Genomic DNA, 21,143 nt, shown 5'->3' with positions numbered 1-21,143 from the left:
CTTGCGGACTCGCAGTGGGCGATGCGGTGTAGCGAAATGGCATTTAGCGGCTTGCGAAGGCTGGTGAGCGCTCATGTAACCAATCGATTGCCTGAAAAGGCGATAACGCATGGCCCTTACACCCGTTATGATTTTTACGCATAGCCGCTAATAAAACGGCATTTTTTATATACACATCAAGTTGATAGTGTGTTTCTGACCTTGACGTAAATAAGCGGGAAAAGCGATGAAACACACCATTGGGATACTGGGGGGGATGGGACCTGCGGCAACGGCGGATATGTTGGAAAAATTTGTTGAATTGCGACATGCCAGTTGTGATCAACAACACATCCCGCTCATTGTCAGCTCTATCCCTGATATTCCCGATCGTACAGCATGTCTGTTATCCGGCGGGCCTTCGCCATACCGTTATCTGGAGCGTTATCTGCATATGCTGGAAGACGCCGGGGCGGAGTGTATCGTTATCCCATGTAACACTGCGCATTATTGGTTTGATGATTTACAGAACGTCGCGAAAGCGCGAATGATCAGCATCCTGGACGCTACCCTGGGGGATATTCCGCCATCGGCGCGGCACGTTGGTCTGCTGGCGACCAATGCGACGCTGGCAACCGGGTTATATCAAAAGAAAGCGCTGGCGCGGGGGCTGACGTTAATTCAGCCAGAAGAAGCGGGGCAGGCGTTGGTAATGCAGGCTATTTATACGCTTAAACGTGGCGATAAAACTGCGGCGCAAGCGCTGCTGCTGCCGCAAATCGATAGCCTTATTGCCCGTGGCGCTCAGGCAATTATTATGGGGTGTACCGAAATTCCGCTTATTGTGGCCGGACATGAACGCGCGATAGCGTGCCCGATGATTGATTCCACCGCGTCGCTGGTGCGCGCGGCGATTCGTTGGTATGAGTCCTGGCCAGACACCCGCGCCTCTTTGACCGGGGAACAACGCCTTACCGCCTGAGGTGTTTACAGCGCGGCCTGAAGCCCACGCAGGTCGCGCCAAAATGTTTCGGCTACCTGACTCATGCGGGTATTCATGCGATAAGCATAAGCCTGGATCGGAATAACCAGTTCGTCGGCATCAAGCACTATCAGGCGTCCGTCGGTAATCTCCTGACGGATAGCATACTCGGGCAACCAGGCGATTCCGCAGCCGTCCATCGCAACCTGTTTTAACAATTCACTCATCGAAGAGACGAAAAATGTACTGAAACTCAGTTCAGCATGGCGAGTCAGAGTACGATTTATCAGCCGGCCCATATAGGAGTTCTGACTGTAATTAAGCAGGGGAAAGTGCGGCTGCTCAAGCGTATAGCGTGGCTCGCCCCGGCCATTGTTGGCGCAAACCGGAAACAGTCTCGACTCAAACAGGCGGATATTATCAAACGGCGCTTGTTGCAGGTTTTCATCGTGATAAGAAAAGATAAAATCGCTTTGTCCCTCACGTAACATATCCACCGCCTGGTCGACATCTATCGCCTCAACGGCGTAGGTAAACTGCGTCGGCATCTGCTTAACGATGGTCGGTAACAGGCCGAGGGAGAGCGAGTGGGCGGCGGCAATCTTGATTTTACGCAGCGTATAATCGCTGCCGCCGCGCAGTTCGGTCAGATTACTTTCCAGTTGCTGTAACAGGTGGCGAACCTGGGAGTGAAAGATTTTACCCTGTTCGGAAAGCTGTAGCGGCGAGACCTGTCGGTTAAACAGTTCAACGCCCACGGCATGTTCCAGGGCGCGAATCCGCCGGCTAAAAGCGGGTTGCGATACGTTGCGGATAATGGCGGCCTGAGAGAAATTGCGGCACTTTTCCAGTGTCAGAAAATCATATAGCCATTTTGTCTCAATATTGTGCAAACCTGCTCCAGTTACATCCATTTACCGTTATCCTGTCAGCCGCCCGAAGGGGCATTCTACGTCCATTCGGGCGGCTGACAACCGCTTATCCCGTCCTCTTTCAGAATGCCGTGATGGGGCAGCCTGAAACTAGCGGGAATTACGCCGGTTCAAAGGTACCTTTTACGCAGGCTTTCCCCTCATTGACCATGCGTTTGCCGCGCGCATACACCTGCTCAATGCGTAAATCTGCGCTAAAGACGAGCAGATCCGCATCGTGACCGGGACGGATTTCGCCTTTGCCGTCCAGACTGAGGAAGGCGGCTACGCTGGTCGTCAGCGGACGCAAAGCATCGGTCAGGCTGAATCCGTAGTGGTTAACCAGCGTCTGCAACGTCTCCAGCAAACTTTCGAAGCCTGCGACGCCGATACCCGTCAGATTTCCGGCAGCGTCAAATAGCGGCTGGCTGCCGTTACCGTCTGAACTGAGCGTCACTCGGGAAAGCGGGACGCCGGCTTTTACCGCTCTGGCAATGCCCTCCGCCGGCGCGACGGGATCCGGGATACTGGTGGTAATGTCGATTACGCCGCCTTTAAGCGCAAACGCCAGCGCCTGCTCGAAAAGCGATTCGCTACGGTTGACGTGGGTAGGCAGCAGTTTACCGATCGGCACGTCGCTGTTTTCCAGGATGTCATACAGCGGCTGTAACCCTTTTTTGCTGCTGCCCATATGAAAAACGCTGACACCGGGTTTGCCGCCCAGCAGGCCGCCAACGCGTGATTCGGCGGCCATGCTGGCGAGTTGATTCCCGCTGGGCGCGGCGGAACGGTGGTCGGAGACTGCGCATTTCACGCCAATGACGCGATCGATCAGCGCGACGTCTTTTTCTACCGAGCCAGTAATGGTCGGCGACGGAGCGTGATAAGCGCCCGTGAGCATCCAGGCGGTGATCCCCTCCTCATTTAGCGCTCGCGTTTTGGCTAACAGCGACGCGGGATGACGGCTGACGGAGTCGGTGCCAAGCAGGCCGACGACCGTTGTTATCCCGGCTTCCGTCAGGCGGCTCAGGGAGACTTCCGGCGTCCGCGTCGTCGGCCCCGCTTCGCCGCCGCCGCCGATCAGATGAACGTGTTGGTCGATAAAGCCCGGGCACAGCATACGACCGCTAAGATTAATCACCGCACAGTCCGGTACGATATCGCCGGGGATGTCAGCGCCGACGGCAATAATTTTGCCATTCGCGAGCAGAACATCGCAGATGCCCCGGTCTTCTGGCGCAAACAGGTGCGCACCCTGTAACAAAGTAAACTCCGCGGCGGATAAATCAGGCATGATAACTCCTTATTAAACAATAAGCTGCATGACCCAGATCGACAGCAGCGCATTGATGGCGCAGACTGCGATAATATGCGGGTAATATTTGGCGTTGACTTCGGCAGTACCGAGACAGCGGCCGACATTCTGTACCGGGTTTCCCATCAGGTAAATGGCTGGCAGTAGTACGGTAACATCGTGGCCGCTTAACGCGCCGGCGGTAGCCAGACTGGCCGCCACGCCAACGGCGCCGCCCATACTCATCAGCGAAGCCAGAAGCACCGTAGCCGCTTCGCCAGGAAGCCCCCACAACGCCATCACGGGCTGGCAGATATGGCCTACCCAGTCGAGCAGACCGGTAATTTTCAGCGCCTGAATAATGACAAATGCCATGACCACATTGGGTAACAGGTTGGTCGTGGCGATGGTAAAACCGCGGCGTGCGCCATCGATAAACATATCCATGACATTCTTACGTACCTGAGTCGTCATGATTGGGCTCCTTGCGCAGGGTGACGGCGTTCTTCGATGTTAATCCAGATGCGCAAAAGGTTTGCGCCGATAAATTTGAATAGCAGAATGACCACCAGCGGAATGATGACTGACGTTCCCAGAAAGGCGAATACCGCAACGCCGGAGGAGAAATAGTTGGTGATAATAGCGCTGCCGCTGGTCTGCCAGGCGGCAAAAATCACTTTATCGCGTTCGGTGATTTCGCCTTCCTGCGCCAGTTCTTTGGTCATACCCGCCGCGGCGTCGGTATTTTGCAGGTTGGCGATCAGCGCCAGTGAGCAAATACCGGGAATGCCAAGCAACGGTTTCAGGATGGGCGTCATCAGTTGCTGTGCCGCCCGCAGACCGCCCAGTCCATCCGTAATCGCGATGATACCCAGAGAAAGGATAACCGACGGTGCCAGCTCCAGCGCAAAAAGGAAGCCATCTTTCGCGCCCGTTCCGCCCGCGCCGCGAAAGGTCTGCGTACCGGTCACATGTCCGAATGACCCGTTGAGTACGGTAAAATCAAAAACGCGCCACCAGCCTTCGCTTCCGGAAAATACGCCGGAAAAGAAAATAATGGTGAGAAAAAACGCCAGGTATCCCTTTATCCCGACCTTTTCTGTATCAAGCGGCATGGCCGCCCCGTCCACTTGTTGCGCCATAGCGATCCCCGAATTTTTTTGATGATGTGTTGGTTGTAGCCACAGGCCAAAAAGCCCGAAACAGAAAGACCTTATCAGCCATAAGGGTAAGGACAAAATGCAAGTATGTATCGTGCTATGCGTTTCTTGCATAGCAGCGCGAAAAATCACCATCCTCGCTACTGCCGGAGGCGCGGGGAACCGTGGACGGTATAACGCGCGGTAAAAAAGCAAAGAAACAGGTGTTGACGCAGGCCAGAGCCGGGAGCAGGAAAAAGGGGAAATAAATTTGACGTTAGTCAATTTCACGCCACTTAATTATCGTTGTTAAAAAATAGGATTTTTTAACCTAAATTTTACTTTTTTACTGTAATTTTTCACGCCTTAAGAGGAATTGTCACGGTCAGGTCAGTAGCCGCTGATGGGTCAGCTTGCGCCCTAAGAATCCTGCGGGCAGGTAATAAAAAACGAATAATCGAATTAATTTCATAATGTGATTTATTTATAATTGTGATGATTTGAGAGGGAACGATAATCATCATAATGGAATATATAGCCAAAATAATTCGAGTTGCTTAAAGGCGGCAAGGGAGTGAGTCCCCAGGAGCATAGATAACGATGTGACTGGGGTGAGCAACGGCCCGTCAGGGCGAGGCCCATGGATGGGCCGGGTAATCCGTAGCCAACACATAAGCCACTTGAAGTAGGAAGGGTATATAAAATAATAGGCAGATTGATAGCACTAATAACCATAGAATAAGTATAGTTTTTAGTGGCATCTTTACCTTGAAATAACGTGTTGAGGATGTGCTATTAAAAACAGATCCGCATTGCGCCGCGAATAGCATTAAAGATACAACCCGGTGCGGATAGCGCGGGTTTACTCTACCGCTTATTCACGTATCACAAACCGTTTTTGTTTTATCTGCTGCGCGGCGCTGATCAGCGCGGCAAAAAAGAGCGCCGCGGCGCCGCAAAGCGTGGCGTTGATAATTGCCGACGCGCCATTGCCTGACAGACTGGCGGCGAGCGGACCGAGAATTTGCCCAATACCATACGTTAGCGTCACCAGGCCTAACAAATTAATATTGCCCGGCGCGCTGAGTTGTCGGGCAAGCGGCATCACCAGCGAGGTTGTGCCCATAAACGTGGCGCCAAAACCAATACTGCTCAGTATTAACAGCAACAACGAGTCGCTGGCGAGAGACAGTAGCACGCAGGCGCTCTGGATCAACAGATTCGCGGTCAGACATGGCAGGACGCCCCAATGTTTTGCCGCCCACAGCCAGCCGAAGCAGCCGGGAATGATCGCCAGGCCGACCAACGACCAAAGGTGCGCCGTGAGTAGCGGAGAGCCCGCGCTTTTCGCCATCAGCGGCAAATAGGTAGCGACAATGATGTAGCCGAATCCGGCGAAACCGTACAACAGCGCCAGTTGCCACCAGGGCATAGGCTGATTTTCGATTCTTGCTAAGGGCGCAGGCGGCAGCGCATGAGCGCGGGGGGGAATCAATATTGCCACGATTAATAGCAATATACCGGCGAGCGCCCCGGCCCCCAGCCATAGCGAATGGGCCGAAAGCGCATAATGTAAACCGCCAATGACATATTCGTTGCCCAGTGCAATCCCGGCCCCGACGCCGGAAAAGAGCGCGGCGATCACAAACGGATGGCGGGTATGATGCAACACAATCATTGATCCAAAAATCATCATTCCCGCGCTCGCGACGCCTGCCAGGAAGCGCACCAACATGACGACCGCGGGTTGGGTAAATATCGCCATGGCCAGAATAAGAATACCGGTGGCGACCGCCGAAGCCAGCAGCATGGGGCGTAGACGAGAGGGGAGATGAAAAAGGCCAAAGGAAAACAGTAAGCTTCCCGCCAGGTACCCTGCATAATTGGCGCTGGCAATCCAGGAGAGTTGGTTAAACGTTAGCTGCTTTTCCGCCAGCATTACCGGCAGCATGGGCGTATACAGAAAGCGGCCAACTCCCATCCCCAGCGTCAGTACCATCATACCGAAAAGCGCTGTAAAAATGGGATGGCGAGGTGAAGCGCTCTGAGCATGAACCATGGTTTTTCTCTTTGCTAAAGTAAGGCAGGAATGCCGGATTGTTGTTGTAAATGATAATAAAAAGTAAAATTAATGTTTCAAATTTGCAAGAAAAGAAAGTGAAGCGCAGGCGAATAACGGATTGAGAAGAGGGGCATCGGTGGGAAATGGCATTAAATTAATGCCTCCCACGTGCGGGGTTTGGCAGTTAATCTGAACGAGAATTGCGCCTTCCCCTTCTTAGATACTGAGCAGTGCCGGTATTTGCGACAGTAAATATAACACCAGACCGATAGCGCCGCCGACCAGCGTGCCGTTCACGCGGATAAACTGCAAATCTTTACCGATATTAAGCTCAATCTGCTGCGACATATCGCGCGCATCCCAGCCTTTTACGGTATCGCTGATGTGGCGCGTCAGGAAGGCGGCGAATTCCGGCGCGACGCGGTGCGCGGCCTGTTCCAGATGACCGTTAAGCGAGGCGCGTAATGCGTCGTCGGCGATCAGCGTCTCGCCAAACCATTGTCCGGCATGAGCGATGCGCTGCTTCACCTTTGAGTCTTCGGCGTTGATATCTGTTTTTAACCACTGGCGCAGATCCGCCCAGATCTCGCCGAGATAACGGTTAAACGCCTCATCTTCCTTCAGGTAACTTTTAATGTTTTCTGCCCGGGCAGCCATTTCCGGATCATGTTTAAGTTTATCGATCAGCTTATACGTCGCGCGATCGAAGGCATGACGAATCTGATGTGCGCGGTCGTGACTGATATCATCCAGCAGAGAATTCACCGCGTCGGAGACCAGTTCAGCGCTGTGTTCTCCCAGCCATTCGGTCGGCAGAATCTTCGCTTTTAACGGATGCTCGGTTTCCAGCCAGCGTATGATCTGTCTGGCGATAAATGTTCGGGAGCTGTCACGCTGTAACAGGGCGATAAGCTGGGCGATCAGCGTATCGAGTAACACCTGGTGACGATCGTTTTTGGTCATGCTTTCCAGCATCAGGGCGCTGGTGCCGGAAAGATCCACTTTATCAATCGCCTTATGTACCGCTCGCTTGAGCAGCCGCTGAATACGGGCGTCATCGGTTAGTTCCAGAAAGCCGCTCATAATTTGCAGCAGATGCTGCCCGACCCGGCTGGCGTTGTCCGGCTGGCTGAACCAGTTTCCGATAAGCAGCGCGGGTTCATGGCGGCGGATTAGCGCGATCAGCGACTGCGTATCAAGGAACTTCTCCTGCACAAATTGCCCAAGATTTTCGCCGATTCGGTCTTTATTACGGGGAATAATCGCCGTATGTCGTGAAATAAACGGAATGGGAATGCGGCGAAACAGCGCCACCACGGCAAACCAGTCCGCCAGCGCGCCAACCATCGCCGCTTCGGCAATAGCTTTTACGCCCAGCACCCAAAAACTGGGCGGCAGGAAAAGCGTGGTTACAAACGTCGCGGCGGCTATCAGCAACAGTGAGAGCGCCAGGCGTTTGGCGCGTTTGAGTTCGGCGATTTTATTCATAGGGTTAAGGATAGAGCCAGACGGCAAGAACGTGCAAAAAACATCAGATTATCCTGTGCCGGATAAGCCTCTATCCGGCAGAGTGTTTACTTCTCAGCGGCCAGTTCTGCCGCCTCATGCTGGCGCACGCGCTGTAATAATGTCGCCAGGGTGAAGACCACAATCACCCCGGCCACCGCTGCCAGCAGGTGAAACGGCAGTCTCCCGCCGTGAAACCACAGCCAGCGGCCAACTTCGACCGACACCGCCATCACCGTCAGAATCACCATGTTCAGCGAGGCTGAAACCGTCCCTTTTGGCAAGTTGTTGGAGAAAAGCGTGAAGCGAAACAGCGTCGGGAAAATCATTCCAATGCCGAACGCGTACAGGCTGGTGCCCAGCACAGACCAAAGCCAGACGTGCGGCAGAAGAAGATTACCGAGGAGCAATGTCGCCAGCCCGCTTAACTGGATTGGTACGGCGCGCCAGATAAAACGCGGTCGGGTCGGATCTTTCACCAGGCGCACAACGATCATATTGGCCACGATCACCGCGCCGAATACGGGCACCTGCGCCCAGGCGAATTGCGAAGTACTCATCCCGCCGGCATCGATCAGGATCACCGGCGACACCGCCACCCAGCTCATCATCGGGATGTAGCTCAACGACAGCGTCGCCGCCCCGGTGAGAAAAATCGGGTTGCGAAACACATTACGAAAATCGCGCAGTACGCTCACCGCGCTGAACGGCACCGCGCCGCGTTGCACCGTTTCTGGCATCGCCAGCAGCAGGCCGCACAACGCCAACAGTCCCATCACCGCAATAATACCGAACAGCACCTTCCAGTGAACGAAGTGCATCAGCGCGGCGCCGGAGAGCGGGCCGATAACCGGAGCGACCAGCACAATGGAGGTAATAATCGCCATCAGCTTAATGGCTTTGGTTTGACCGAAGGCCTCCTGTACCGTGACGTAGCCGACCGTTGCGATAAAGCAAATGCTGGTGCCCTGCACAAAACGGGCAGCCAGAAACTGCGTCATTGAGGTCGTCAACAGCGTTGCCGCGCAGGCGAGAGTAAAAATTAATGCGCCTGCAATCAGCACTGGCCGGCGGCCAATCCTGTCGGATAGCGGCCCCAGAAGCCATTGCAACGCCATTCCTCCCGCCAGATAGAGACTGACCGAGGCCGGCGCAAGACTGACGTCAGCATTAAAATCGCGCACGACGTTAATGATGCCAGGCTGAATCAGATCCGTCGTCAGATAGGCGGCAAAATCGTACAAAATCAGCGCCATCGGGAAAAATAACGTTGTGGCGCGTTGGGAGAAAAACTGAATAATCCGTTGCATAAAAAATGCGCTCCATGTCGGAGAACCCCATGATGGGATAGCGAAACTCAATACCGTCATCGTGACGTCAGGCAGGCGATGGAAACAGCGGCTGCGGATGTACTGAATTTCATGTAATCAAAAATGCTGCCGGTGAAAACACAGACAGGAAGAGACGCGTTCTGAATCTCGTCAGAACGTGTGGCGATTACAGATAACAATCAGCACATCACACCTCGGGAAATTTACGTTGCACGGAAAATATACACATTAAGTGTAATTAAATTTTGATGTTAATCAAAAGAGTTTGTCTGGTTAATAAAGATAAAGGCAGGGCGCGCAGGCTGGTATTTTGCGTGTTCAGTTCCGAAAATGTATGTGCATTACAGATAACAGGATTTATCTTCCGTCGCGCCTCGCAATGCTGAAAAGGTACGGATGAGAAAGGAATTTTCAGGAGGTAGAGTCGCAGCATCCTGGTTTGGGATGACGGAGCGCCATGAAAAAATCGACGACCTCAACACCGCATGATGCGGTGTTTAAAACCTTTTTGCGCCACCCGGAAACCGCCCGCGATTTTATGGAGATTCATCTGCCGGTGTCGTTACGCCAGCTTTGCGACCTGCGGACGCTAAAGCTGGAGCCCGGCAGTTTTATTGAAAAAAATCTGCGAGCCTATTATTCCGATGTGCTTTGGTCGCTGAAAACGCGCGAGGGCGACGGTTATATTTATGTCGTGATTGAACATCAGAGCACGCCGGATGCGCATATGGCGTTTCGGCTGATGCGGTATGCGATGGCGGCAATGCAACAGCATCTGGATGCGGGGCATAAGCATCTTCCGCTGGTGGTGCCGATGCTGTTTTATCACGGTGTTGATAGCCCGTATCCTTTTTCGCTGTGCTGGCTGGATGAGTTTGCGAACCCGGAAGTGGCAAGAAGACTCTATGCCGCTGCCTTTCCGCTGGTCGACATTACGGTGGTATCGGATGATGACATTATGCAGCACCGCCGCATTGCGCTGCTGGAGCTCATCCAAAAACATATCCGCCAGCGGGACCTGCTGGGACTGGTTGAACGGATTGCTTCGCTGTTAGTTACTGGTTGCGCTAATGACAGGCAGCTTAAAGCGCTGTTTAATTATCTTATGATTCAGCACGGACATACGCCTCGTTTCACCACGTTTATTCGTGATGTGGTAGGGCATGTCCCGCACACTAAGGAGAGACTGATGACGCTGATAGAGAGGATCCGCGCAGCGGATCGCAGAAAAGGGGAACGGCAAGGAAGACAGCTCGGTCTGGAGGAAGGATTAGCAGAAGGATTAGAAAAAGGGCTGGAAAAAGGTCAGCATGTTGCCGCATTGCGTATCGCCAGACAGATGCTGGCGGACGGACTTGACCGCGAGACTGTCCAGCGGTTCACCGGCCTTACGGCTGAAGAGCTTCAGGATGTTAGTCACTAACGCGGTTCCAGTCTGAATGTTGCAGGCCCGGTGCCCGCCGGGCAACGCGCTCTATAATTATCGTTGATAACCGCACGAATATACCGAACTTTACCGATAGCGCCAGCCATCTCTACTACCCTTATTGTTCTGAGCGGCATTTACGGCTGCCTTAATGACGATAACAAGGAGACATGTGATATGGCTTACCAGACAGTGAATCCTGCCAATAATCAGCTCATTAAAGAGTACCCCCCGCACACGGACGCGGATATTGAAGCCGCGCTGCAAAAAGCTGACGCGCTCTATCACTCCGACTGGTCCAAAGGAGAGATTGACCAACGTCTGCCGGTACTGCATAAGCTGGCTGACTTGATCGACAGCCGTGTTGAAGAACTGGCAAAAATCGCCAGCCAGGAGATGGGCAAGCTCATCGAGCAGAGCCGTGGCGAAGTCAAACTGTGCGCGCAGATCGCTCGCTATTATGCGGATAACGCGAAGCAGTTTCTTGCCCCGGTGCCTTATAAAACCGAGTTTGGCGACGCGTGGGTAGAACATCATCCGATTGGCGTCATCATGGCTGTTGAGCCGTGGAACTTCCCGTACTATCAGTTGATGCGTGTGCTGGCGCCGAACCTGGCCGCTGGTAACCCGATGCTGGCGAAACATGCCAGCATCGTACCGCACTGCGCCGAGACATTTGCCCATCTGGTGCGTGAAGCCGGCGCGCCGGAAGGCGCATGGACCAACCTGTTTATTTCCTCCGATCAGGTGTCGAATATCATCGCCGACCCGCGCGTGCAGGGCGCGGCGCTGACCGGATCTGAAAAAGCGGGGAGCGCCGTGGCGGCACAGGCGGCGAAGCACATTAAAAAATCGACGCTGGAACTGGGCGGGAACGATGTGTTCGTCGTGCTGGACGATGCCGATCTTGAGAAAGCGGTGAAAATTGGCATGCAGGCACGGCTCACTAATGCGGGGCAGGTATGTACGGCGGCGAAGCGCTTTATCCTGCATGAGAAAATCGCCGATCAATTCCTCAGCCAGTTCACCGAGGCGTTCAGGAAGGTGAAGGTGGGGGATCAGATGGACGCTTCTACCGAACTGGGGCCGCTGTCGTCGAAAGATGCGCTGGAAACATTGACCAGACAGGTCGAGGAAGCGGTGAAAAATGGCGCGACGCTGCACGTTGGTGGCAAGCCGCTGGAAAGCAAAGGCAACTTCTTTGAGCCGACCATTCTGACCCACATTACGCGTGACAACCCGGCGTACTTTGAAGAGTTCTTCGGCCCGGTGGCGCAGATGTATGTGGTGAAAGACGATGACGAGGCGGTAAAACTCGCCAACGATTCCCACTACGGCCTGGGCGGTGCGGTGTTTAGTCAGGATATTGAGCGTGCTAAACGCATGGCCTCCCGGATTGAAACCGGGATGGTTTATATCAACTGGCTGACCGACACCGCAGCGGAGCTGCCGTTCGGCGGCGTTAAGCGTTCGGGCTTCGGACGCGAGCTATCGGATCTGGGGATTAAGGAGTTTGTGAACCAGAAGCTGGTAGTGGTGCGCCGCTAATCCCTGTTGCCCCTCTGAAAACGGGAGGGGCCTGGCTTTTTGCAGCGAAGGACGCGGATCTTAAATCAGAACGAAATAAGCGAACAAAACACCCTCAATTGCCCTCCTTATTTATCCACGTTGCACTAACCGTGCTTTTTATCCCGATATTGTTTGTACAGACATTCATGATGCCCGCATTTTCTGTTCTATGCGGAGGCCGGTATGGAATTTTACGAGAACCGCCCCAGACAACCATTCATTGGCTTTGTGCAGCTCAGACGGGCGCTAAAAAGGTGGTGGCTGCGTAAGCGGGCCTGTCAGGCGCTGCGACGAATGAGTGACGAGCAGTTAAAGGATATTGGGTTGGAAAGGAAGGATGTGGAATAACAGATAAGAGCCAGTAAAACTGGAAAGGCTGGATAATCTTATCTTAACCTCTCCAGTAGGCGGGTATCCTGGAACGCTAATTTTCCTGCCAGGCTTTCTCGATCAGCAGTTTGGCTTTATCCAGATCATGTTCGTTACGCACAATCAATTCGACGTCGCCGGTTTCCCAGTGGCCAATGTTTGTGACGTCCCGGCTAAATCCTTCTTCAAGCTGGATATGCTGTGGATTAATTTTCAGCCACAGGCGTAGGTGTGGGTCGGTCACGGGATAAACGGCCACGCACAGAAAGTTACGAATGAGGTGGAAGGCGTCATAGAGCTTAAGCTCTTTAAACTGAACCTCATCACTGAGTGAGAGCACATAGTTTTTTAGCTGTTCATATAATGAAAGCAGCGCGGGAGAGGCCAAAGAGAGCTGTTCGCGCTGCGTGCGGGTATGGCGTTTACCGCTGCTGACGGAACCGTTCGCGATGATGTGCTGAGGGCTATTTTCGACCACGGCGTTAACCAGTTCCAGCATTAACAGGTCGTCGGCAAAAAGCTTGTAGCGAATCAGGTTGATATTGCGGTTGATTTGCTGAACGGCATGTTCGTCGTATTTATTAAAATCGGCGGCAATACAGATTAACCGTGTGCCGGACCAGTCAATGGCTTTGGCCGCGGTTTTATTTATTTTCTCCATCACCAGCAACTGAAATTCCGCTTTATGATCGAGCAGCCAGTCGAGATAAAAGAGCCCCTGGTTAATGACGTTTTCATTGCTGTGGCGCTTATATTCAATAATCACCGGGCAGTTATTTTCATCGAGGCCGAGGGAATCAATTCGCCCACGATGGGTTTTACCCGTGTGGTATTCGGTCTCGAGAAAGCGGACGCCAAGGAACGTTTCCATATGGGATTCGATCAGCATTTGCAGATCTTTTTCAATGGCTGCGGCTTTGCCCGGTAGTTCTTGTACTTTCCCGCCACTGAGGCGGAAAAGCTGGATATCGCTCATGGATCCCTCCTGAATTTTCTGCGCACTATCATACGTTATGTGAAAAGAGATAAAAGCGGAAATCGGGCTTTTGGAGGTGAGATATGTTATAAGCCCGACAGCAGGTGGTTACCGGGCAGCGGGCCGTAGGTCGGATAAGCGTTAGCGCCATCCGACGCTGTTACAGCAATTTGCGCGTCTTACAGAAGGAAAGTTCAGCTGAAAATCAATGAAAATAAGCCGCTGGATGAGAGGTGATATTATATTTGGTGATGAGAATAAAGCGGCTATTTAGTCGCTTTATTGGTTTCTGGGGCAGGTTAATTTATGGCGGCGTCAGCATTATAAGAAGGAAAGGGTTCGAATGATGCAGACCCTATTTATCTGCCCGGGCAACGTTGACCACCGTATAAAGCTGCCCCTCATCGATTTAACTTGTAATGAACTGCCATACAATCCAGCAGCCAAAGGCGATCAGAATGCCGCCGGCGGCGCGTTCAATTTTCCAGACAAGATTACCCAAGCGACGTTGAATTTGCGGCAGGGCGATAAGCGTTATCAGCAGCAGATCCCAGAGTAACACTACGCTGGTCATCCAGATTCCACATATGGCCTGCTGTGTAACGGTCACGTTTGGGCCCAGCAGGGCGGTCATTAGCGCCAGATAAAACAGGGCATTTTTCGGATTCAACAGCGATGAACCTAGCCCCAGTAATAGTTGTTTTGCCAGTGACGGACATGCCGATGCGGCGTACCGCCACTCCAGCGGCCCGGCGCGGCTTTTCAACAGTTGACGGCCCACCCATAGCAGGTAGGCGGCACCCAATAGTTCGATGATGGTAAAGAGCAGCGGCGTCTGACGTAGTAGCCCTGACCCAATCACCACCAGCAGAATATAGAGCCCATTTCCCGCCGCAATGCCGAGGCACAGCCCGACGCTGCCGCGCAGCCGATAGCGTACGGCGTAACCGACCAGCAAAAAGAAGTCCGGACCCGGGCTGAGCAGCGCCATAAAATGCGCCAGCGCCAGTGCGGGAAACGCCGGGGGAAATAACGTTGTAACCTGTTCCATAGTAACCTCAGTGATGATACTGAGGTCAGCCTATACCTGCGGATGCGCTATTTATTGTCGGATATTGATCTGTTCTGCGCGTACTGACGCGGCGTTGCCGCCGTGTAGCTGACGAAGGTTTTGTGGAAATGACTTTGATCGGCGAAACCGGTCTGATAGGCAACATCGGCAATATCGTCCCCGGCGCGCAATCGGTGCCGGGCATATTCAATGCGGGCCATATTGGTAAAGCTGACAGGAGTCAGGCCTGTATCCTGCTTAAAAGTGCGAATCAGAGTCTCCTTACGGAGCGCAAACTCCTGTGCCAGTGTGTCCAGCGTCGGCGGTTCCTGAAGGTTGCTGACTAAGCGGGCAACCAACTGGCGGCTGATGGCGCATGGCGGTTCGGCGTCGGCGCTTTGTAGCGGCAGGGCGCGCAACAGGTGGATAATAAGCGCCGGAAGTCCGGCGGTTTGCTGTTGAGTAATAGACGTCACAATTTGCTGATAAAGCTGGAAAAGCTGCGGGTCCTGCAACTGTGGCTGCGTGGTATGCAGGCGGCTATCCGCCGGCAAATGGGGAAGTTGCGTCAGGCACCAGTCCACATCGAGATACAGCATATGATAGCTGCGTGGTCGCTCGTGGAGCGGGTTACAACTGTGTGGAGATTGCGGGGGGATCAGGATCAGCTCGCCGGGGCGTAACAGATACTCTTGCCCGTTACTGATGCAGCGGGTTTCTCCGGCGATGATCGCGCCCAGCGACAGTTGCGGGTGGCTGTGGCGCTTATAGGCCTGACGGCTTTCACTGGTGGTACGTAGCTCCAGCCACGGCAGTTGTGGCAGACGCCAGAAGCGTTGGTGAATATCTCGGATAAGGGGCATACAATCTCCTGTGCGGTCCCGGCTTTTCTGCGCCCGTTTACTTCCTTAACCCCGCAAATGCCGTTCTAATCTCGTCTTCCGGCAACTGGATCCCGATAAATACCAGCGTGCTGTGCGGCGTTTCGTCGCCCCACGGTCTGTCCCAGTCGGCGCTGTAGAGGCGCTGCACGCCCTGGAACAGCAGGCGGTTGGGTTCGCCGTCGATCCACAGCATCCCTTTGTAACGCAGCAGTTTATCCGCTGATTCCAGCAGCAGGTTTTCCATCACCCGCGACACCTCGCTGATATCCACCGGGTAATCCAGTTCCACCACAATTGACGACACATCGTTCTGTTTATCGGCAATAAAGTGGAAACGCGGTTGGCTTGCCAGCACGTTCTCTTCCAGCATAAAACCGCTGGTATTAAACAACTGACTCAGGTCAATATCGCCGTGTACCACGGTGTAAACCGGGGCGCGGGCATTGATACGCGCCAGCCGCTCGCGCAGTTTCTCGCTGTCGCCTGCCACGTCGGTTTTGGTCAACAGAATGCGGTCGGCGTAGCCTATCTGCGACTGGGCGATGGTGAACTGGTTCATCTGCTCGTTAGCGTGCACCGCGTCGACCAGCGCAATCACGCCGTCTAACAGGTAGCGTTCGCATAATACGTCATGGGAGAAAAAGGTCTGAATAATCGGGCCGGGGTCAGCCATGCCGGTGCATTCAATCACCAGGCGGTCGAAAGCAATATCGCCGCGGTCGCGGCTGTCGAGCAGGTCTAATAGCGCATCTTCCAGCTCGTTGGAGCGGGTACAGCAGATGCAGCCGTTGGTCAGGGTTTTGATCTGTGTGGCGCGATCGCCAATCAGTTGATCGTCAACGGAGACTTCGCCAAATTCGTTTTCGATAACGGCGATTTTAAAACCATGTTGTTCGTTGAGGATATGGCGTAGTAGGGTGGTTTTGCCGGCACCAAGAAAACCGGTAAGTAGGGTAACTGCAATCGGGGTCATAGTCTCTCCATTAACAACAGCGCATACCGCCTTTGCCATCGCCGCCGTAACGTGCTTGCTGACGTTCGCGGAAGAACTCTTCATAGGTCATGTACGGCTTGTCGGGATGGTTGGTTTTCATGTGCTCGACATAGTTGTCGTAGTCCGGAATACCAATCAACATTTTTGCCGCCTGGCCGAGATATTTTTTTGCCTGACCTAAAGTATCAAACATTCTGCCGTCCTGTTAATGAATAAAGCCGGATGGCGGCTTGCGCCTTATCCGGCCTACACTAGCCGGGAGCGCTGTGCGCTACCCGGCATCAGTTTTAGTGGTGTGAAGAGATCTTCACGCCGCCTTCCGGCACGGGCACATACGGGGTTTCTTTGTCGGTACGTTTATCGCTGTTGCGTACCTTCATCCAGGTGGTGAAACCGTAGAAGATAATACTGTACACCACCACCAGGAACAGAATACTCAAACCAGCGTTAGTGTAGTTGTTCACCACGATATGGTTCATGTTGGCAATCTGCTGCGCGGTCAGGTTGGCGCCGTTGGCAATCTTCTCTTTATACAGGTTTGCCATGTAGAAGAAACCTTCCATCTGTGGGTTGGCGCTAAACAGTTTCAGGCCCAGTGCCCAGGTGGTGCAGATCAGCAGCCATACCGCCGGGATCACCGTCACCCAGATGTATTTGGTGCGCTGCATTTTGATCAGTACCACGGTGCTCAACACCAGCGCCACGGCGGCCAGCATCTGGTTAGAGATACCGAACAGCGGCCACAGGCTCTTCACGCCGCCCAGCGGGTCGACCACGCCCTGATACAGCAGATAGCCCCACAAACCGACGCAGCCTGCGGTACCGATGATACCCGCGACCAGAGAATCGGTTTTTTTCAGGAACGGGACGAAGTTACCCAGCAAATCCTGCAACATAAAGCGGCCGGAACGGGTACCCGCATCCAGTGCGGTCAGGATAAACAGCGCTTCGAACAGAATACCGAAGTGATACCAGAAGCCCATATCCGCCATCGGCAGGACTTTGTGGAACACATGCGCGATACCTACTGCCAGCGTTGGCGCGCCGCCTGCGCGGTTCAATACTGACGGTTCACCGATATCTTTCGCAGTTTGCAGGATTTGTTCCGGGGAAATCACAAAGCCCCAGGAGCTGACGGTCGCCGCTGCATGTGCGGTAACGTCTTTCAACTGCGCCATAATCAGCGGCGCGTTCTCGCTGCCCATCTCGTGCAGGTTTGGCATGGTAATGCCCAGACCTGCCGGAGGGGTGTTCATCGCGAAGTAGAGACCCGGTTCAATGATCGAGGCCGCCACCAGCGCCATCACCGCAACAAAGGACTCCATCAGCATCGCGCCGTAGCCGATAAAACGCGCATCGGTCTCACAGGCCAGCAGTTTCGGCGTGGTACCGGAAGAGATGAGCGCGTGGAAGCCAGAGACGGCGCCACAGGCGATGGTGATGAACAGGAACGGGAACAGAGCGCCTTTCCACAGCGGGCCGGTACCGTCGACATACTGCGTCAACGCCGGCATTTTCAGTTCTGGGTTGAGGATCACAATCCCCAGCGCCAGACCGACGATCACGCCGATTTTCAGGAAGGTAGCGAGATAGTCGCGCGGGGCGAGGATCAGCCATACCGGCAGCAGCGCGGAAACAAAGGCGTAGCCGATCAGCGCGAAGGTAATGGTGGTGTCTTTAAAGGTCAGCGCCGGGCCCCAGTAAGGGTCGTGGGCAATCACGCCGCCGAAGTAAATAGACGCCACCAGCAGCACGATACCAATAACGGAGACTTCGCCTACGCGTCCCGGACGCAGGAAGCGCATGTAGATGCCCATAAACAGCGCAATCGGCACCGTGGAGCAGACGGTGAAGACGCCCCACGGGCTTTCGGCCAGCGCTTTAACCACGATTAATGCCAGCACCGCGAGGATGATGATCATGATTAAGAAGCAGCCGAACAGCGCGATGGTGCCTGGAACGGTACCCATCTCTTCTTTGATCATCTCGCCAAGAGAGGCGCCGTTACGGCGGGAAGAGATGAACAGCACCATAAAGTCCTGCACTGCGCCCGCGAGCACCACGCCCGCCAGTAACCACAGTGTCCCCGGCAGATAGCCCATCTGCGCGGCCAATACCGGCCCGACCAGCGGACCTGCGCCAGCGATGGCGGCGAAGTGGTGACCAAACAGTACGTAGCGGTTAGTCGGCACGTAGTTCAGGCCGTCGTTATTGATGACCGCCGGCGTCGCGCGCGTCGGGTCGAGTTTCATGACCTTCTGGGCGATATACAGGCTGTAGTAGCGGTAAGCCACCAGATAGACGGAAACGGAAGCGACCACGATCCACAGGGCGCTCACGTGTTCACCCCGACGTAGGGCAACAACCGAGAGGCAGAAAGCACCGATGATTCCGAGAATCACCCAGGGTATGTGCTTGAATATCTTTTTCGTATCCATAGTAAAACCTGGTTGTAAGTTTAATTATCAGCCGAAGCTGGGTGGACATTGAGTTCGTGTTTGAGGAGGTAGATTGACTGCTATGCTGAGAGGATCTTGCCAGATCATCGCGCGCGTAAAGTTAGGTAAATCAGTGAGTGGTTGTATGGCGGTTTAAGCGGTCGGACGTACCGGTAAGCGGTTTCGCAGAGGAGGGCGTGGGCTATTTTATGTGATTGAGATCACGATATAAAATGGGATGATCCTTGTTGCGCGGGGCGTCATAACGACTTCACTGAGCTAATCGTGATATTAATGGCGCGCATCCCATAAAGTTTTCCCTTTCCAGGCCGAAAATTCTGTATCTGTCTAGCGGAAAGAGAAAACATGTTAAAGCGAATTAAAATTGTTACCAGCTTACTGCTGGTATTGGCGCTATTTGGCCTTTTACAACTGACATCCGGCGGGCTGTTCTTCAACTCGCTGAAGAATGACAAAGAAAACTTCACCGTATTGCAAACCATTCGTCAGCAGCAGTCTGCCCTGAATGCAACCTGGGTGGAGCTGTTGCAAACGCGTAATACCCTGAATCGCGCGGGTATCCGCTGGATGATGGACCAGAGCAATATTGGCAGCGGCGCAACTGTCGCTGAACTGATGCAGGGGGCGACCAATACGCTGAAGCTGACCGAAAAAAACTGGGAGCAGTATGAGGCGTTACCGCGCGATCCACGTCAGAGTGAAGCGGCTTTCCTTGAGATCAAACGAACCTATGATATCTACCACGGTGCGTTGGCGGAGCTTATTCAGCTTCTTGGCGCGGGTAAGATTAACGAGTTTTTTGATCAACCGACTCAAAGCTATCAGGACGCTTTTGAGAAGCAGTACATGGCCTATATGCAGCAAAACGATCGTCTGTACGATATTGCTGTTGAGGATAACAACAGTTCCTACAACCAGGCGATGTGGGTACTGGTCAGTGTGCTGATTGCCGTTCTGGTGGTCATTATCGCCGTCTGGTTCGGCATCAAACTGTCGCTTATCGCCCCGATGAATCGTCTGATTGAAAGCATTCGTCATATCGCCAGCGGCGATCTGGTGAAGCGTATCGACGTGGAAGGCTCCAACGAAATGGGGCAGTTGGCTGAAAACCTGCGTCATATGCAAAGTGAACTGATGCGTACCGTTGGCGATGTACGTAACGGCGCGAATGCGATCTATAGCGGCGCCAGCGAGATTGCGATGGGCAACAACGATCTCTCTTCCCGTACTGAGCAGCAGGCAGCGTCTCTGGAAGAGACCGCCGCCAGTATGGAACAACTGACCGCCACCGTGAAACAGAACGCCGAAAACGCCCGTCAGGCCAGTCACCTGGCGCTGAGTGCGTCAGAGACAGCGCAAAAAGGCGGCAAAGTGGTGGATAACGTCGTACAAACAATGCGCGATATCGCCTCCAGTTCGCAGAAAATCGCCGATATTATCAGCGTAATCGACGGTATTGCTTTCCAGACCAATATTCTGGCGCTGAATGCGGCGGTAGAAGCGGCGCGCGCAGGCGAGCAGGGACGCGGGTTCGCAGTGGTGGCCGGTGAAGTCCGTAATCTGGCCCAGCGTAGCGCGCAGGCGGCACGGGAGATCAAGAGTCTGATTGAGGATTCCGTGAGCCGTGTTGATGTAGGTTCGACGCTGGTCGAAAGCGCCGGTGAAACCATGGATGAGATCGTCAATGCAGTGACCCGCGTGACCGATATCATGGGCGAGATTGCCTCGGCGTCCGACGAGCAAAGCCGTGGTATCGACCAGGTGGGCCTGGCGGTAGCGGAGATGGATCGCGTAACGCAGCAGAACGCCTCGCTGGTGGAAGAGTCCGCCGCCGCGGCTGCGGCGCTGGAAGAGCAAGCCAGCCGTCTGACCCAGGCCGTCGCGGTGTTCCGTATTCACCAGCAACAGCAGCGTGCGCGTGAAGTGGCTGCGGTAAAAACCCCGGCAGCCGTGTCGTCACCAAAGGCCGCAGTGGCCGACGGCAGCGATAATTGGGAAACATTTTAAGGGCGTATGGTGAACAGTCGGCCTACAGATGACCGTAGGCCGGATGAGATGTTCACACTTTTGCCTGATGGCGTAGCGCTTACCAGGCCTGGCAGTCCGCGCAGGCCGATTTTAAACCAGCATCAGGCGCATGGCGCAGCGTGATTCATACGCGAGGCCGTGCGCCGCTTCCTCCTCTCTTTTCTGATATCGCGCGCTAATCCA

Annotated in this window: 19 protein-coding genes and 1 pseudogene; 5 read left to right on the top strand and 15 right to left on the bottom strand. The window is 54.1% G+C overall.

From position 1 onward, the window contains the following. Window positions 1–226 precede the first annotated feature (226 nt). Window positions 227–961, top strand: coding sequence for an aspartate/glutamate racemase family protein (locus J4728_RS18310; protein WP_000683251.1), 735 nt, complete (start codon window positions 227–229; stop codon window positions 959–961). A gap of 5 nt (window positions 962–966) precedes the next feature. On the opposite strand, the gene hypT is transcribed toward J4728_RS18310, so the two are convergent. The 7 genes from hypT to mdtM all read right to left on the bottom strand — a co-directional run bounded on the left by hypT (window position 967) and on the right by mdtM (window position 9,183). Beyond that, window positions 967–1,875, bottom strand: coding sequence for a hypochlorite stress DNA-binding transcriptional regulator HypT (gene hypT, locus J4728_RS18305; RefSeq protein WP_000383509.1), 909 nt, complete (start codon window positions 1,873–1,875; stop codon window positions 967–969). A 118-nt stretch (window positions 1,876–1,993) separates the two neighbouring features. Then, on the bottom strand, window positions 1,994–3,166 hold the full coding sequence (gene iadA, locus J4728_RS18300) for a beta-aspartyl-peptidase (protein WP_208212190.1): 1,173 nt from the start codon (window positions 3,164–3,166) through the stop codon (window positions 1,994–1,996). 12 nt (window positions 3,167–3,178) lie between these two features. After that, complete coding sequence (locus tag J4728_RS18295) at window positions 3,179–3,640, bottom strand: YjiG family protein (protein WP_000211979.1); 462 nt, start codon at window positions 3,638–3,640, stop codon at window positions 3,179–3,181. Further along, window positions 3,637–4,308, bottom strand: coding sequence for a nucleoside recognition domain-containing protein (locus J4728_RS18290; RefSeq protein ID WP_000068750.1), 672 nt, complete (start codon window positions 4,306–4,308; stop codon window positions 3,637–3,639). The genes J4728_RS18295 and J4728_RS18290 overlap by 4 nt, the downstream gene beginning before the upstream one ends. Before the next feature lie 871 nt (window positions 4,309–5,179). Beyond that, complete coding sequence (locus J4728_RS18285; RefSeq protein WP_017465690.1) at window positions 5,180–6,364, bottom strand: MFS transporter; 1,185 nt, start codon at window positions 6,362–6,364, stop codon at window positions 5,180–5,182. A gap of 219 nt (window positions 6,365–6,583) precedes the next feature. Further along, on the bottom strand, window positions 6,584–7,855 hold the full coding sequence (locus tag J4728_RS18280) for a DUF445 domain-containing protein (RefSeq protein WP_001033033.1): 1,272 nt from the start codon (window positions 7,853–7,855) through the stop codon (window positions 6,584–6,586). A gap of 86 nt (window positions 7,856–7,941) precedes the next feature. Further along, window positions 7,942–9,183, bottom strand: coding sequence for a multidrug efflux MFS transporter MdtM (gene mdtM, locus J4728_RS18275; protein ID WP_080197632.1), 1,242 nt, complete (start codon window positions 9,181–9,183; stop codon window positions 7,942–7,944). A 478-nt stretch (window positions 9,184–9,661) separates the two neighbouring features. On the opposite strand from mdtM, the gene J4728_RS18270 reads away from it, so the two are divergent. Then, complete coding sequence (locus tag J4728_RS18270) at window positions 9,662–10,627, top strand: Rpn family recombination-promoting nuclease/putative transposase (protein WP_000749991.1); 966 nt, start codon at window positions 9,662–9,664, stop codon at window positions 10,625–10,627. Window positions 10,628–10,807: 180 nt separating this feature from the next. Next, a complete protein-coding gene (locus tag J4728_RS18265; protein WP_208212188.1) occupies window positions 10,808–12,178 on the top strand; it encodes an NAD-dependent succinate-semialdehyde dehydrogenase in 1,371 nt (456 codons plus the stop codon). Between the two features lie 94 nt (window positions 12,179–12,272). Here J4728_RS18265 and J4728_RS18260 read toward each other — a convergent pair whose 3' ends face one another. Next, window positions 12,273–12,416, bottom strand: coding sequence for a hypothetical protein (locus tag J4728_RS18260; RefSeq protein ID WP_031604638.1), 144 nt, complete (start codon window positions 12,414–12,416; stop codon window positions 12,273–12,275). On the opposite strand from J4728_RS18260, the gene yjiS reads away from it, so the two are divergent. Then, window positions 12,383–12,547 carry a DUF1127 domain-containing protein YjiS gene (gene yjiS, locus J4728_RS18255; protein WP_000397915.1) on the top strand — a complete coding sequence of 55 codons (165 nt, stop codon included), beginning with the start codon at window positions 12,383–12,385 and terminating at the stop codon, window positions 12,545–12,547. The genes J4728_RS18260 and yjiS overlap by 34 nt on opposite strands. 76 nt (window positions 12,548–12,623) lie before the next feature. Here the strand turns inward: yjiS and J4728_RS18250 are convergent, their stop codons facing one another. The 6 genes from J4728_RS18250 to btsT form a co-directional block, all read right to left on the bottom strand. After that, the gene (locus tag J4728_RS18250; protein WP_208212187.1) at window positions 12,624–13,544 is read right to left on the bottom strand and encodes a DUF5655 domain-containing protein; all 921 of its coding nucleotides are present in this window, start codon (window positions 13,542–13,544) and stop codon (window positions 12,624–12,626) included. A 409-nt stretch (window positions 13,545–13,953) separates the two neighbouring features. Next, window positions 13,954–14,595: a LysE family translocator gene (locus J4728_RS18245; protein WP_000438687.1), complete on the bottom strand. Its 642-nt coding sequence runs from the start codon at window positions 14,593–14,595 to the stop codon at window positions 13,954–13,956. 47 nt (window positions 14,596–14,642) lie between these two features. Further along, complete coding sequence (locus J4728_RS18240) at window positions 14,643–15,458, bottom strand: AraC family transcriptional regulator (RefSeq protein ID WP_001128429.1); 816 nt, start codon at window positions 15,456–15,458, stop codon at window positions 14,643–14,645. A 37-nt stretch (window positions 15,459–15,495) separates the two neighbouring features. Beyond that, a complete protein-coding gene (gene yjiA, locus J4728_RS18235; protein WP_000187840.1) occupies window positions 15,496–16,452 on the bottom strand; it encodes a GTPase in 957 nt (318 codons plus the stop codon). A gap of 10 nt (window positions 16,453–16,462) precedes the next feature. After that, window positions 16,463–16,666: a YbdD/YjiX family protein gene (locus tag J4728_RS18230; RefSeq protein WP_000460616.1), complete on the bottom strand. Its 204-nt coding sequence runs from the start codon at window positions 16,664–16,666 to the stop codon at window positions 16,463–16,465. Window positions 16,667–16,760: 94 nt separating this feature from the next. Beyond that, window positions 16,761–18,911 carry a carbon starvation CstA family protein gene (btsT, locus tag J4728_RS18225; RefSeq protein ID WP_208212185.1) on the bottom strand — a complete coding sequence of 717 codons (2,151 nt, stop codon included), beginning with the start codon at window positions 18,909–18,911 and terminating at the stop codon, window positions 16,761–16,763. Between the two features lie 366 nt (window positions 18,912–19,277). Between btsT and tsr the strand changes: the two genes are divergently transcribed. Continuing rightward, a complete protein-coding gene (tsr, locus tag J4728_RS18220) occupies window positions 19,278–20,939 on the top strand; it encodes a methyl-accepting chemotaxis protein (RefSeq protein WP_000919519.1) in 1,662 nt (553 codons plus the stop codon). Window positions 20,940–21,050: 111 nt separating this feature from the next. Here tsr and J4728_RS24005 read toward each other — a convergent pair. Next, window positions 21,051–21,125 (bottom strand): annotated as a pseudogene (locus J4728_RS24005) (GNAT family N-acetyltransferase); the annotation flags it as partial. Between the last annotated feature and the right edge of the window lie 18 nt (window positions 21,126–21,143).

The organism is Salmonella sp. 32070601201500089SM (genome assembly GCF_017573605.1).
Lineage (GTDB): Bacteria > Pseudomonadota > Gammaproteobacteria > Enterobacterales > Enterobacteriaceae > Salmonella > Salmonella enterica.
This window is presented reverse-complemented; position numbering and strand designations above follow the sequence as displayed.

What these genes read in the sequence shown, in the direction of transcription:
- J4728_RS18310 (WP_000683251.1), top strand. Translation starts at nt 227, where the DNA reads ATGAAACACACCATTGGGATACTGGGGGGGATGGGACCTGCGGCAACG.
- hypT (WP_000383509.1), bottom strand. Translation starts at nt 1,875, where the DNA reads ATGGATGTAACTGGAGCAGGTTTGCACAATATTGAGACAAAATGGCTA.
- iadA (WP_208212190.1), bottom strand. Translation starts at nt 3,166, where the DNA reads ATGCCTGATTTATCCGCCGCGGAGTTTACTTTGTTACAGGGTGCGCAC.
- J4728_RS18295 (WP_000211979.1), bottom strand. Translation starts at nt 3,640, where the DNA reads ATGACGACTCAGGTACGTAAGAATGTCATGGATATGTTTATCGATGGC.
- J4728_RS18290 (WP_000068750.1), bottom strand. Translation starts at nt 4,308, where the DNA reads ATGGCGCAACAAGTGGACGGGGCGGCCATGCCGCTTGATACAGAAAAG.
- J4728_RS18285 (WP_017465690.1), bottom strand. Translation starts at nt 6,364, where the DNA reads ATGGTTCATGCTCAGAGCGCTTCACCTCGCCATCCCATTTTTACAGCG.
- J4728_RS18280 (WP_001033033.1), bottom strand. Translation starts at nt 7,855, where the DNA reads ATGAATAAAATCGCCGAACTCAAACGCGCCAAACGCCTGGCGCTCTCA.
- mdtM (WP_080197632.1), bottom strand. Translation starts at nt 9,183, where the DNA reads ATGCAACGGATTATTCAGTTTTTCTCCCAACGCGCCACAACGTTATTT.
- J4728_RS18270 (WP_000749991.1), top strand. Translation starts at nt 9,662, where the DNA reads ATGAAAAAATCGACGACCTCAACACCGCATGATGCGGTGTTTAAAACC.
- J4728_RS18265 (WP_208212188.1), top strand. Translation starts at nt 10,808, where the DNA reads ATGGCTTACCAGACAGTGAATCCTGCCAATAATCAGCTCATTAAAGAG.
- yjiS (WP_000397915.1), top strand. Translation starts at nt 12,383, where the DNA reads ATGGAATTTTACGAGAACCGCCCCAGACAACCATTCATTGGCTTTGTG.
- J4728_RS18260 (WP_031604638.1), bottom strand. Translation starts at nt 12,416, where the DNA reads ATGGTTGTCTGGGGCGGTTCTCGTAAAATTCCATACCGGCCTCCGCAT.
- J4728_RS18250 (WP_208212187.1), bottom strand. Translation starts at nt 13,544, where the DNA reads ATGAGCGATATCCAGCTTTTCCGCCTCAGTGGCGGGAAAGTACAAGAA.
- J4728_RS18245 (WP_000438687.1), bottom strand. Translation starts at nt 14,595, where the DNA reads ATGGAACAGGTTACAACGTTATTTCCCCCGGCGTTTCCCGCACTGGCG.
- J4728_RS18240 (WP_001128429.1), bottom strand. Translation starts at nt 15,458, where the DNA reads ATGCCCCTTATCCGAGATATTCACCAACGCTTCTGGCGTCTGCCACAA.
- yjiA (WP_000187840.1), bottom strand. Translation starts at nt 16,452, where the DNA reads ATGACCCCGATTGCAGTTACCCTACTTACCGGTTTTCTTGGTGCCGGC.
- J4728_RS18230 (WP_000460616.1), bottom strand. Translation starts at nt 16,666, where the DNA reads ATGTTTGATACTTTAGGTCAGGCAAAAAAATATCTCGGCCAGGCGGCA.
- btsT (WP_208212185.1), bottom strand. Translation starts at nt 18,911, where the DNA reads ATGGATACGAAAAAGATATTCAAGCACATACCCTGGGTGATTCTCGGA.
- tsr (WP_000919519.1), top strand. Translation starts at nt 19,278, where the DNA reads ATGTTAAAGCGAATTAAAATTGTTACCAGCTTACTGCTGGTATTGGCG.